The 12045-nt window shown below is 63.6% G+C and carries 10 protein-coding genes; 7 read left to right on the top strand and 3 right to left on the bottom strand.

From position 1 onward, the window contains the following. Positions 1 to 56 precede the first annotated feature (56 nt). A complete protein-coding gene (locus tag E7T06_RS14255) occupies positions 57 to 251 on the bottom strand; it encodes a hypothetical protein (protein ID WP_136366451.1) in 195 nt (64 codons plus the stop codon). A gap of 116 nt (positions 252 to 367) precedes the next feature. Here E7T06_RS14255 and E7T06_RS14260 point away from each other — a divergent pair, with 116 nt between their 5' ends. From E7T06_RS14260 to E7T06_RS14290, 7 genes are all read left to right on the top strand, one after another. Then, positions 368 to 952 (top strand): TetR/AcrR family transcriptional regulator, encoded by a 585-nt coding sequence (locus E7T06_RS14260; protein ID WP_136366452.1) that lies wholly within the window; start codon positions 368 to 370, stop codon positions 950 to 952. A gap of 180 nt (positions 953 to 1132) precedes the next feature. Next, on the top strand, positions 1133 to 2560 hold the full coding sequence (locus E7T06_RS14265; RefSeq protein ID WP_136366453.1) for a TolC family protein: 1428 nt from the start codon (positions 1133 to 1135) through the stop codon (positions 2558 to 2560). Positions 2561 to 2694: 134 nt separating this feature from the next. Further along, the gene (locus E7T06_RS14270; protein WP_136366454.1) at positions 2695 to 3750 is read left to right on the top strand and encodes a TolC family protein; all 1056 of its coding nucleotides are present in this window, start codon (positions 2695 to 2697) and stop codon (positions 3748 to 3750) included. Between the two features lie 5 nt (positions 3751 to 3755). Continuing rightward, complete coding sequence (locus E7T06_RS14275) at positions 3756 to 5066, top strand: HlyD family efflux transporter periplasmic adaptor subunit (RefSeq protein ID WP_136366455.1); 1311 nt, start codon at positions 3756 to 3758, stop codon at positions 5064 to 5066. Next, on the top strand, positions 5063 to 8518 hold the full coding sequence (locus E7T06_RS14280) for an efflux RND transporter permease subunit (protein ID WP_136366456.1): 3456 nt from the start codon (positions 5063 to 5065) through the stop codon (positions 8516 to 8518). The genes E7T06_RS14275 and E7T06_RS14280 overlap by 4 nt, the downstream gene beginning before the upstream one ends. Positions 8519 to 8873: 355 nt before the next feature. Then, the gene (locus E7T06_RS14285; RefSeq protein ID WP_136366457.1) at positions 8874 to 9749 is read left to right on the top strand and encodes a neutral zinc metallopeptidase; all 876 of its coding nucleotides are present in this window, start codon (positions 8874 to 8876) and stop codon (positions 9747 to 9749) included. Positions 9750 to 9994: 245 nt separating this feature from the next. Next, entirely contained in the window at positions 9995 to 10642 is a 648-nt protein-coding gene (locus E7T06_RS14290; RefSeq protein WP_136366458.1) for an SRPBCC family protein, read from the top strand. Positions 10643 to 10722: 80 nt separating this feature from the next. Here E7T06_RS14290 and E7T06_RS14295 read toward each other — a convergent pair whose 3' ends face one another. Together E7T06_RS14295 and E7T06_RS14300 are read right to left on the bottom strand one after the other, a co-directional pair. Next, a complete protein-coding gene (locus E7T06_RS14295) occupies positions 10723 to 11046 on the bottom strand; it encodes a hypothetical protein (protein WP_136366459.1) in 324 nt (107 codons plus the stop codon). A 133-nt stretch (positions 11047 to 11179) separates the two neighbouring features. Then, on the bottom strand, positions 11180 to 11833 hold the full coding sequence (locus E7T06_RS14300; protein ID WP_136366460.1) for a TetR/AcrR family transcriptional regulator: 654 nt from the start codon (positions 11831 to 11833) through the stop codon (positions 11180 to 11182). Between the last annotated feature and the right edge of the window lie 212 nt (positions 11834 to 12045).

Consider the following 12045-nt stretch of genomic DNA (forward strand, 5'->3'; position numbering starts at 1 on the left):
GTGGTTTGGCTGTTCCCACGATCCACGCTCCACATTCTGCTGTCCTCCTGCCCCTGTTATCCGTCCTCATCCTCCGGTTCCTCCACCGGGTGCGCCAGCGGTTGAAAGCGGGCGTGATCCTCGGTAGGCGTCCGGTTTTCGCGCTCGGCATCGGCGGGGCCGGTGTCTACGCCGCTGATCAACACTTCTCCACTAACAACCTCGCCCTGCTGGAAGTCGCCAGAGTGCTTGCCGCCGCTGGGTTGTGTCATACCCCGCAGTCTAGGCCCGTGTCGGGGGTGTTGGGTGTGCGCCCGCTCAAGGCACACACAGCAATTGTCACCCTCCCTACGGTCAGGCTGCCCCATTAGCGAGTAAATACTCACTTATGGCCCGCCCCCGCATTATCAGCGACGAACAAATCACGGCGGCGGCCCGTGAAGTGTTTCTAGAACATGGATTTTCGGCTACCACTGCCGAAATTGCGCGGCGTGCCGGGATTTCTGAAGGCACGCTGTTTAAACGCTTTCCCACTAAGGAGGACATTTTTGAGGAAGTGGTGGGGCTGCGCGAGGCTCCCCTTTGGCGCGAAAATCTGAATGCACAAGTGGGCTGCGGCGACGTGCGGCGCAATCTGGAACGTGCCGCGTTAGAACTCCTAGAGGCCGCCGCCCGCCTGCTGCCCAACCTAATGCTGATGTTTTCTCGCGGGCAGGCCAACCCAATGTTGATGAAATTGGAAAACCCGATGCGTGAGGATACGCAGGCGGTGGCGGCCTACTTGCGGGCAGAAGTGGCGCTGGGACGGATTCGGCCTGTAGACGCCGACGTAACGGCGCTGCTGTGGATGGGCGCACTGACCCAGTACTTGCACCTCGAACACCTGATGCCCGACCCCCACCGCCCGCCGATAGAAACAGGGCGACTGGTGCGCGGCGTGATGGATGTGCTGTGGCCGGGGCTAGAGCCGTGACCGTCCGGGCTGACCCTTCAGAGGGTGAGGTGGGAACCTTTTGACTGTCTTTCCCGTAAAGTCTGAAGATAAGTGAGTCTGCACTCGTTAACTGCTCCGCCGCGTCCCCTTCTCACCACTATTTTGCTCCCCTTTCCCCCGAGGTTGCCTGCCCCTATGCGATTTTCCTTGTCTGTGCCAATGTTTGTGTTACTGTCTGCGGCTTTGCTGCTGTGTTCGCCCGCCGCTTTTGCCCAAACTGCCCCGCCCACGCCCGCTCCTGTTGAAGCTGCCCCTGCCTCCGCTCTGGCTCCCGCCCCAGCCCTGACCCTCGCGCAAACGCTGGCGCTGGTGCGGGCTTCTCCGGGGTGGCGTAGCGCCGATTTGCAGTACCGCTCGGCGCAACTGAGCCTAGACAGTGCCCGCGCCCGTGCTGGACTAAATGTCACGGTGGGCACCGACGCCAGCCTCGCCAAAGTGCCGCTGGATTCCGGCGACTGGTTAGGCAATGCCACGCTGACCGCGCAGGTGTCGGCCAGCGTGCTGCCTTGGTCGGCCACCTTCGAGGGCGTGCGGATTGCCGAACGCGCCCTGAACCGCGCTGGGGCCGACCTGCGCGACGCCCGCGTATCGCTGCTGGTGCAGGCGGTGCGGGCTTACGGCGCAGCGCGGGACGCCACTGCTGGTGCGGCGTTGGCCGAGGCTCAGGCCGCCCTTGCCGCCCGCCAACTGGAGGTGGCCCGCGCCCAGCGCACCGCCAACCTGATTCCCGAACTGGCCCTGCAAGAGCGTGACGCTGGCCTACAAAGTGCCCAAAACGCGCTGGCACAGGCCAGAACCGCCGTGAACTTGGCGGCGCGTGCGCTGGCGAATCTGCTCGGCCAAAGCGTGACGCTGCCTGCCACCGCTGCCGCCTTCGATGCCGTGCCGCCCCTGCCCGCCGCGCCCGCAGACGTAGACACCCTCGTAGCCCGCGCTCTGGTGGCCCGCCCCGAAGTGATCCGCGCCACCGTACAACTGGCCGACGCCGGGGCACAGCAACGCGCCGCACAGCTCGATCTGTCCATTCCCGATATTTCTGCGGGCGTGCAGTACGGCCAACTGGGGAGCGGGCAAGGTGGGGCTGGGCGCACCGTGGGCGGCAGCCTGAACGTGAAATCGGGCGTGGCGGCGGCGCAGATCAGCTTTCCCTTACGCGATCCGGGCGAAACGGCCAAAACCGGACTGGCCCTGAGCTTGAACGCCAGCCTGCCCGTGTTCGGCAGCGGCAAAGGCACCGCCCTAGCGAGCGCCACTGTAGGCCAGCGAGCCGCAGCGTTGGCCCTCGATTCTGCCCGCCAAAGCGTAGACCTCGACGTGCGCCAAAAGGCAGCCGACCTGCTGACCGCGCTTGACCGGGCAGAGGAAGCGGCCTCGGCGTTGGCCCGCGCACAGGCCAGCCTGACCACCACCCGCGCCCGCTTGGAAGCTGGGTTGGTCACGCCGCTGGACGTAGCGCAGGCCGAACTGAGCGCCGCACAAGCCCAGAACGCGCTGAACGCCGCCACAGCCAACGCTTACGTGTCCTCGCTCCTGCTTGCACAGGCCAGCACCGAACTTGACCCGACTTTGCTGAATGGGGGTTTTTAGGGGGCGCTAGACAGCACATTGTGTGACGAATAAGCCTCTAAATTCCCTGTGACCTAAAACGTAAATTTCTCGCCCACCACGCCTTTCCCACTCACCACTGACCACTCACCACTCACCTTTTTCGGAGGCCACCCATGACCCGTACCCTGACCCGTTCTGTTGCCCTGCTGCTCACCCTCGGCCTCTCTTTGGCGGCCAGTGCTTCTGCCCAAGCCGTGAGCCTCTCGCTAGAAAGTGCCGTGACCCGCGCCCTCGCCAGCGGCCCCGACGTAACCACCGCCCGCGCCAATTTGCAAAAGGCGCAGGCCAACCTGAAGGCGGTGCAGGCTGATCCCACGTCTATCATCACCACGCTGACGCAGGCCCAGCAGGACGCGGCGGCGCAGGCCGCGACGCTGGACGGCACCAAGCTGAATATTGCCCAGACCGTGCTGGGGCAGTACGTGGGTGCATTTGAAGCCGCCGGACGGGTGAACCTGAACGCTGCTCAGGTGGCGCTGGACGAACGCAATTTGGCGATTGCCCGCGCCCGCCTTCAGGCCCGCGTGGCGACCCAACTGGATGTGAACCGCGCCCAGACCAGCCTGAACCAGAACCGTCAGGAATTGGCCGACGCCCGCGCCCAGCAGCCTGTCTTGGAAGCGCAACTGGCCCGCACCATCGGCCTGCCCACCGGGACCGACCTGACATTGAGCGCCCCGCCTGCCCCGCCCAAGCCCACGCTGACGCTGGCGGGCCTGCAATCGGGCCTAGACAAGCGCTTGCCTTCGCTCGTGCAAGCCGCGCAGGGCGTCAGTTTTGCCAATTTGCAGGTCACGCTGGCCGACAACGATTACACCCCGGTTCGCACCCTGCAAGACGCCCGGACTTCGCTGGCCAACGCGCAACGCAGCCTTGACGACGCCGCCCGCGCCTCTAATACGCAGGTGCGCGACGCCTACCGCAGCCTCAGCGACGCGCAGGAACGGGTGGCCTTGGCCCGCCAGAGCAGCGCCAATGCCCAAACCAGTCTGACGCAGGCACAGGCCCGCCTGAAAGCCGGAACTGCCGCCGCCGTAGAAGTGCAGCAGGCGCAGGTGCAGGCACAGCAGTCGGCCTTTGTCGTCATTCAGGCCCAAAACAACCTGTGGCGGGCACTGGCGGCGCTGTCCACGGCGTCGGGCAATGACGTAACCGGACTGGTGAGGTGAGGCGAATGGGGCTTCTTTCTGCCAAATCACCCCTTGCCTTGACGTTGCTGACCCTGACGCTGCTGGTGGCCTGCACGCCCCCCGGCGGCAACACGGCGGCAGACGGTGAAGCCAAACCCGCCGCCGCGACGACCAGCAATGATCTGGACGCCGCCCCCGCCAAAACCACCACCCTCGGTGTGCGCGTGGTGGCTGCCAACACCGGAACCCTGAGTGTGCAGCGTACCTCTAGCGCCACCATTCAGGCCGACCGGGACAGCAATGTGGCGGCCCAGAGCGGCGGCAACGTGCTGCGGGTGCTGGTCACGGAAGGCGAGCAGGTTCGCGCCGGACAAGTCGTGGTGCAACTCGACGATTCTCAACAGCGACAAGCCTTAGAGAATGCCCGCCTTCAGGTGCAGCAGGCCCAGATCAATCTGAATCAGACCCGCACCACCACCGGGCAGGCCACCACCTCGCTGAATGCGGCGGTGCAGGCAGCTCAGGCCACGCTGTCTCAGGCGCAGCAAAACGCCCAGAGCAGCGAAAGCTTGTACACGCTGGGAGGCATCAGCTTGGCCGACTTGCAGAGTGCGCGGGCGCAGCTGGCAACGGCACAAAGCCAGTTGGCGCAGGCCCGCAATTCCTTGTCTCAGAACGGCCAGAACGCTCAGGGCAGCGTGCCGCTTCAGCAGGCTCAACTCAGCAGCGCACAGGCCGGAGTGCGTCAGGCCGAAGAAAATCTGGCCCGCACGGCGGTTCGCGCTCCTTTTGCGGGCACGGTGGCGAGCCTGAATGCACAAGTCGGAGAATTCGCGGGGCAGGGCAGCACGGTGTTTAGGTTAGTCGACCCCGGTTCTATCAAGGTGCAGTTCAATGCCACGCCCGCCGACGCCGCTGCCCTGACTGCGGGAACCAAACTGAACCTCGGCTACGGCGGCGTCAATTATGTGGCCACCGTGCAGGACAGCCCCCGGATTGCCGGAGCAGACCGCCTCGTGCCCATCACGGCGCGGGTGCAGGGCGGCGCGGCGTTGCCGGTGGGAGCCAGCGCACAAGCCCGCTACCGCGCCACTTTGGGGCAGGGCGTCCTGATTCCCAGCGGGGCCGTGCAGGTCGACAGCGGCGAAAATGCGGTGTATTTGGCGGCAGGCAACGTGGCGCGGCGTCAGGCGGTCACGGTGGTGGCCGAATCCGGTGGTCAAGTGGCGGTGCGCGGGCTAGAGGCTGGCGCACAGGTCATTTCTCCGGTGCCGCCTAGCCTACAAGACGGCGCGGCGATCCGGGTAGAAACCGCTGCCGCATCTGGAAGCACTGCTGGAGGAGACGCTCCATGAGTACCCACGACCCCGACGGCGCAGACCTCGCTTCACGCGGCACGCTCCCCGACGGCACGCCCGAACCCGCCGTCAATCCCTTTATCCGCTTCAGCGTCCGCAATTACGTGTTCTCTATCGGCATTTTCGTCATGCTGGTGCTGTTCGGACTGGTGGCTACTTTCCGGCTGGGCGTAGAACTCCTGCCCAATTTCGAGGTTCCGATTTTGGCGGTCAGTACAGCCTATCCGGGAGCCAACCCCGATCAGGTAGACCGCGAAGTCAGCCGCCGGGTCGAAGACGCCGTGAGTACCATCGCGGGCGTCATCGACATCAACACCACCAGCGTCAGCAATCAATCGGCGGTCGTAATTACCTTTGCCGATAGCGTGGACATCGACAGCGCCGCCAACTCCGTGTCTCAGGCGGTGGCGGCCATTCGCGGCACGCTGCCCGATGGCACCGAAGCGCCTGTGGTGCAAAAATTCGATCCCAACGCCACGCCGATTCTGACGCTGGCCCTGCTAGGGGGTTCGGCCCGCCCCGCCGACGTGACCACTTTTGCCGAAGATACGCTGGTGCCGCGCCTAGAGCGTGTGGACGGCGTGGCCGACGTGGGCTTGTCGGGCGGCCCACAGCGCCAGATTCAGGTGCTGCTCGATCCGGCCCGATTACAGAGTTACAACCTCACGCCCGCCCGGATCACGGGAGCCATTGGGGCCTCGGCCCTCGACTCACCTGCTGGAACAGTCACGCAGGGCGGCAACACCACCCAGCTCTCCACCCGCAATACGCCTACCAGCGTAAGCGACGTAGGCCGCATCATCGTCGATCCGTCTACAGGCCTGCGCGTGGCCGATGTCGCCAGCATCCGTGACGGGGCCGCCGCCAGCACCAGCTTTGCCCGCGTGAACGGGCAACCCGCCGTCCTGCTCGACGTTCGCAAGGCCAGCGGCACCAACTCTGTAGCCGTGACCGACAATGTGCGGGCCGCCATGAAGGCCCAGCCGCTCCCCGCTGGCTACAGCCTCAGCCTCGCCAACGACACCACCCTAGAGACGCGGGGCAGTATCAAGGACACCTTCAAAGAGTTCCTGATCGCTGTGGCGGCGGTGGGCGTCATCTGTCTGCTGTTCCTAGGCCGCCTCAACGCCGCGTTTGCGGTCATTCTGGCGATTCCTATTTCCATCAGCGCCGCGCCCCTGTTGTTCAGTTTGCTGGGCTTCACCTTTAACATCATTTCGCTGCTGGCAATCATTGTCGCCATCGGCATCGTGGTGGACGACTCCATCGTGGTGGCCGAAAACGTGCAGCGCTACCGCGACATGGGCTACGACCGCGTGAAATCGGTGTTGCTGGGCGGCTCCGAAGTGTTCAGCGCCGTCACTGCCGCCAGCTTTTCGCTGCTGGCCGTCCTGATTCCGCTCAGCTTCATGCCCGGCATCATCGGCCAGTTTTTTAGCCAGTTTGCGCTAGGAATTGCCGCCGCCATCGTGCTGAGTTGGCTGGAAAGTCTGCTGTTCCTGACCGTGCGGATGGCCTACACCGAAGAAACCAAAGCCGTATCTTGGCGCGACTTACCGCGTGTTCTGGCCCGCTTCCCCGAACTGCTGCGGCGTGCGTTGATGGGCATCCGCAGCTTTAGCGGCTGGCTTGGGCTGCTGCTGGCGGGTGCAGCGGCGGGCGCGGGCTTGGCCCAAGTGTTGCCCGTACCCGTCGCGCTGGGCCTCTCGGTGCTGCTGGCCCCACTGGTGCTGGCTGTGGTGCGCTACGTCCTGACTGTGCTGTACGCCATTTTGGAAGCCCTGACCGGCACGCTGCACGGCATCACTAACCGCGCCGTCACTGGGGTGGCCCGCGCCTACGCCCGCAGTGTGGAACGCGTCCTAGACCGCTCTTGGATCGTGATGCTGGTGGCCGCCCTTTTCCTGTTCAGCGTGCCGATTGCCATGCGGAACGTCGGATTCGCCTTCACGCCCGCCAGCGACAGCGGCATTCTGACGGTAGACCTAGAGTTGCCGGTGGGCACTGACCTGACCACCACCAACGGCCTCACCCGCCGGATAGAAGAGAACCTGTTGGCCCGCCCCGAAGTGCGCCTCGTGCAGACCAGCGTAGGCAGCGGCGGCGCACTGGGCGGCAGCAACGCCAATTCTTCCAGCCTCACCGTGACCCTGATTCCCAAGGCGCAGCGCGACAGCATAGAAGTGCTGAATGCCCGCTATTTGCAGGCGCTGCAACCGGTGGCCCGCGCCTTGCTGGGTTCAGAACTGCGGGTGTCGGCAGAGCAGGGCGGCCCCGGTGGAAGCGCCGATATTACGCTGGCACTCACGGCCCCCACGCAGGCCCTCCTGATTCAGCGCAACCGCGATGTGGTGCGCCTGCTCTCGCAAGACACCAATATCGCTACCCTCAAGAGCAGCCTCAGCGCCACCCGGCAGGAGCGCACCTTTACGCCCGATCCGGCGCGGTTGGCGGGCAGCGGCCTGAGCGCTAGCGACGTGGCACAGGCGCTGCGTACCTACAACGACGGCAGCACCGCCGGAAGCCTGCGCGACGGAGACCGCTCTATAGACATCGTGGTGCGCCTCGATCCGGCTCTCGTGCAAGACGAACAGAGTCTGCTGTCCCAAACGGTGTATTCGCAAGCTCTCAACGCCAATATTCCGCTGTCTCAACTCGGCTCGTTTCAGCTGACGCAGGCTCCGGCCACCCTCAGCCGCCTGAACAAGGCCTACACCGCTACGCTGGACATCAACCTGATCAAAGACGGCCCTAACCCCTTCGGCTACCAAAAAACCATCGTGGATGCAGCCACTAAAGCGGGCCTGCTCACGGGCGGCGTCACGCTGGGCAACGCGAGCGCGTTCGGCAGTGCGGGCCTCACCGGAGACCTCGTGTTCTACGGCCCCATCGTGCTGGTGCTGGCGATTTTGCTCACGTACCTCGTACTGGGCAGCCAGTTCAACTCGTTCCGCTACCCCATCTATCTGCTGCTGCCCGTGCCGATTGCCATCGTGGGCGCACTCTGGACGCTCAGCCTGTTTAAGGTCAACCTAGACGTGATTACGGTACTGGGCATGGTCATCCTGCTGGGTCTGTCTACCAAAAACTCCATCCTGTACCTCGAATTCGTGACCGAGCGCGTGCGTACCATGACGCTGCGGGCCGCCCTCGTGGAAGCCGCCGAACTGCGCTTTCGCCCCATTCTGATGACTACCCTGACCGTGTTGGTGATCAGTATTCCCTTGATTCTGGGCAAAGGCGACGGCGCAGAGTTCCGCCGGGGCCTCGGCATCGTGATTCTGGGCGGCGTTATTACGTCCACCTTGCTCACCTTCTTTGTCGTGCCCACCGTCTTCTGGACATTTGAACGCAAGCGCATCAAGCCGCCGCAACCCAGAACCGGACAGCCTAAGGTGGAACTGGGCAAGGCAGATTCCGGCGCGGGGGCGCTGCCTGCGGGCGACTGAAGAAACTTACGTTTTGTGGCCCCCTTTTCTGTGTGGAGAGGGGGTTTTTGTTGGCTAAGTTTTTGGGTAGACCCCCCAGTCTGCTTTGCAGCCAGCCCCCCTTAAAGGGGAGCGCAACTGCTTTAGTCCTCCCCTCTAAGGGGGGGCGTTGCGCTAGCAACGGGGGGGTTCACCTTCCACCTTAGCTGCCTCCAACCCAATCCAAAAGGCCAACCTAAAGGCGCGGTCAGCGTTTTCCCCTGCCCCCCGGCCTAGAATGCGCCTCATACAGCCGCGCAGTGTCCCGGCCTTGCCGTCAGCGTGCGTGCAGGGAGAGCGGGTGCGCGGCCACCCTATCAAAGAGGAGAACGCCGTTATGGACTGGAAAAATCTTCCGAGCAGTGGGGGCGGAGTGCAAGATCGGCGGGGCGGCGGTGGCCTGCCGGGCGGCGGCATCGCGGTGGGCGGAATCGGCGGCCTTGTCATTGCACTGATTGCCATGTTCTTTGGCGTAGACCCCAGCGTCATTTTGGGCGGCGGTTCGCAGTCCACGCCCACGCAGCAATCTCAGACACAGCAGTCTCAAACGCAGGGCCAAGCGCCCGCCAACGACGAAAGCTACCAATTCGTAGACCGGGTGTTGGGCAGCACCAATCAGGTCTGGACGGGTGTGTTTCAGCAGTCGGGCCGCACCTATACCAAGCCTACGCTGGTGCTGTTTACAGGCGGCACCACCAGTGGATGTGGCAACGCCAACAGCGCTGTCGGGCCGTTTTATTGCCCACTGGACAATAAGATTTATCTGGACACCAGCTTTTTTGCCACCATGCAAAAGCGCTTGGGCGGCGGCGGCGACTTTGCCTTCGCCTACGTGATCGCGCATGAAGTGGGCCACCACGTTCAGAACGAACTCGGCATTGCCGATCAGGTAGAACGCGCCCAGCGCCAAGCCCGTAGCGAGGCCGAATCTAACCGCTATAGCGTGGGGCTGGAATTGCAGGCCGACTGCTTTGCGGGCGTGTGGGGCAACAAGGTCCGCAGCACCGAAGCGGCCAACCTGACCGACGCCGATATTACGCAGGCGCTGAATACTGCCGCCGCCATCGGTGACGACGCGTTGCAGCGCCAAGGTCAAGGCTATGTGGTACCCGACAGCTTTACGCACGGCAGCAGCCAGCAGCGCGTGACTTGGTTCAAGCGCGGCTTTACCAGCGGCGACGCCAGCCAGTGCGACACTTTCAAGGCCAATTGAGCCTCTGCTGATCTGGTATCAAATTGCGATGATCCGCGAGAATCACCCTAGTGGAGCGCGCAGCAAAAAGTACGAGCTGGCGGCGATGGACGAAGATCCGGTGGGGTTGCGGATGTTCGGGAATCAGAGCAAGTTCGTATGACGACACGGCCTCTCATGCCGCTTGGCCTTAATCTGTGTTGGGCAAGACTTCACCCGCCCCTACGGGCAGCGCACCTACACTGCAACCCACGGAGGATTCACACATGACAAAAACTGAAGGCATGGATCAAGGCCGCATGATCAGCGGCGCAGCAGGCGGGGCACTCCTGCTGATGGGCCTTAAAAAACGCGGCGTCCTCGGCTTCGGCATGGCCGCAGTGGGCGGCTACCTCGCCTACCGCGCCGCCACCGGCAACGATCCCGTGATGGCTGCCGCAGGTCTGAGCGGAAACGCCAGCGCCGCCAAGCCCATTTTTGTAGAGCACAGCGTGGTCATCGACCGTCCTGCTCAGCAGGTGTACGACTACTGGCGCAAGCTGGACAACCTGCCCCAGATCATGAGCCACTTGGAGACCGTGACCGTGCTGGACGACAAGCGCAGCCGTTGGGTGGCTAAGGCTCCTTTGGGCACGCATGTGGAGTGGGAAGCAGAAATCGTGAACGACAAACCCGGCGAGCGCATCGGCTGGCACAGCTTGCCCGGAGCCACTGTAGACAACGCAGGCAGCGTGCAGTTTGAGAGCATGCCTACGGGCGGCACGCGCATTCATGTGGCCCTCAGCTATCGCCCGCCCGCTGGCCCGCTCGGTGCAGCCGTCGCCAAGCTGTTTGGCGAAGAACCCAGCCAACAAATCGCCGAAGACTTGCAGAAGTTCAAGGCCGCCTTTGAAGGCAGCAACCCGAAAAACTGAGGTTTTAAGGTGAGGCAGGGTAGGCCCATTCGGTGCTTGCCCTGTTTTGTTTTTGCCCGTCCTAATTTTTTGAGAGTCGGCTAGTCTTCCGTTTTCTCTGTCTCTGCCGCCTCCGCCACTACTGCCGACCCAGCCTCCACCACCGTCAGAGAGCGCAATGTGGCCCCCTGATGCCAGCCGTACTGCGGATCTATCAGGCCCAGCGTGGCGGCAATAGCGCGGGCGTTGGCTCCATCGGGTTCACCGTCGAGGCAAAATAGGAGGAAGCGCCGCCCACCGGGGGCAATGCGAATAAACAAGTCGGTGCCGATTTCCAGTTGTTGAGTGCGGCTGAATTTTTCGGCGCGGGCCTGTGCGAATTTCAGGGCGTCGCGGATTTTAACGGTGACGGTGGGGTTACTCATGGTTGCTCCGTTGGCGCTTGGGTGTTGTTCCCAACGCCAGCCGAGTGAAACGAGAAGGAGAAAAGCTGGGTTTCGCGGAGTGGATGCCCTGCGGGTGGGGTTGACGCAGGGCAGGAATGCAGCGGAATCCAGTTCATGGGCGCTCCGGGCCAGCTGACACGGGAGCCGCCTGCAAACCCGTCAGCAGCATATCGGCGTACTGTTCGGCCACGTCGCGCGGGGTCATGCTGCCGCCGGGGCGATACCACGTATAGGCCCAGTTCACCGCCGACAAGATCAGGTTGGCTGTCATTTTGGGGTCGAGGTCAGGGCGCAGGCTGCCTTCCTTGATGCCCTGAATCACCAGATCGCGGTAAAAAGCGTCGATGGTGTCGCGCCAGTTGGTCACGCGGGTATAGGCTTCGGGCGACAGGTGCTTCCACTCGTGAAAAAACACGGTGGCGCTCTCCATATTGTCGGCCACCACGCGAATATGGCGGTGCATCGCCTCGCGGATTTTTTCGGGGGCGGGCAGCGAATCGCCGCGCAACGTAAACAGTGCGCCGTCAAATTGCCGCGCAGCGCGGTCTACAATCCCGATCAACAGTTCGTCTTTAGAGGCGATGTGCGCGTACAGACTGCCGCCCTGCATCCCCAGTTGGCCCGCGAGGTCGCGCATAGAAGTCGCGTGGTAGCCGCGCTCCGAGAACAGGCGGCTGGCGACCTCATGAATCTGCTCGCGGCGCGGTTTGGTGGGCGCGGCAGGCGGCGCGGCGGGGGCTGGGGGGGGGCTGGAAGAATCCGTCATGGCAGGGGAGAACGCGGCAGGCGCGTAGAGGGTAGGGTAGCACGCCGCCGCGTCACCTAACGGGCGTTTGGTTTGTCCGGCTGGCAGGTGCGTCTTCGCGGAGGTCGCTCGGACAAATGCCTGAACCACCTAAAAAGTAAAGCGTGACCACACCGACGCTCTGTCAGTCTGGTCACGCCTTCATTTTGCGAACTAGCCAATAGTGTCAGTCA

Origin of the sequence: Deinococcus sp. Arct2-2 (assembly GCF_004801315.1) — a bacterium.
GTDB lineage: Bacteria > Deinococcota > Deinococci > Deinococcales > Deinococcaceae > Deinococcus.

Bases quoted from the DNA above. Each gene is read 5' to 3' on its own strand.
- E7T06_RS14255 (WP_136366451.1), bottom strand. From the start codon at position 251: ATGACACAACCCAGCGGCGGCAAGCACTCTGGCGACTTCCAGCAGGGC.
- E7T06_RS14260 (WP_136366452.1), top strand. From the start codon at position 368: ATGGCCCGCCCCCGCATTATCAGCGACGAACAAATCACGGCGGCGGCC.
- E7T06_RS14265 (WP_136366453.1), top strand. From the start codon at position 1,133: ATGTTTGTGTTACTGTCTGCGGCTTTGCTGCTGTGTTCGCCCGCCGCT.
- E7T06_RS14270 (WP_136366454.1), top strand. From the start codon at position 2,695: ATGACCCGTACCCTGACCCGTTCTGTTGCCCTGCTGCTCACCCTCGGC.
- E7T06_RS14275 (WP_136366455.1), top strand. From the start codon at position 3,756: ATGGGGCTTCTTTCTGCCAAATCACCCCTTGCCTTGACGTTGCTGACC.
- E7T06_RS14280 (WP_136366456.1), top strand. From the start codon at position 5,063: ATGAGTACCCACGACCCCGACGGCGCAGACCTCGCTTCACGCGGCACG.
- E7T06_RS14285 (WP_136366457.1), top strand. From the start codon at position 8,874: ATGGACTGGAAAAATCTTCCGAGCAGTGGGGGCGGAGTGCAAGATCGG.
- E7T06_RS14290 (WP_136366458.1), top strand. From the start codon at position 9,995: ATGACAAAAACTGAAGGCATGGATCAAGGCCGCATGATCAGCGGCGCA.
- E7T06_RS14295 (WP_136366459.1), bottom strand. From the start codon at position 11,046: ATGAGTAACCCCACCGTCACCGTTAAAATCCGCGACGCCCTGAAATTC.
- E7T06_RS14300 (WP_136366460.1), bottom strand. From the start codon at position 11,833: ATGACGGATTCTTCCAGCCCCCCCCCAGCCCCCGCCGCGCCGCCTGCC.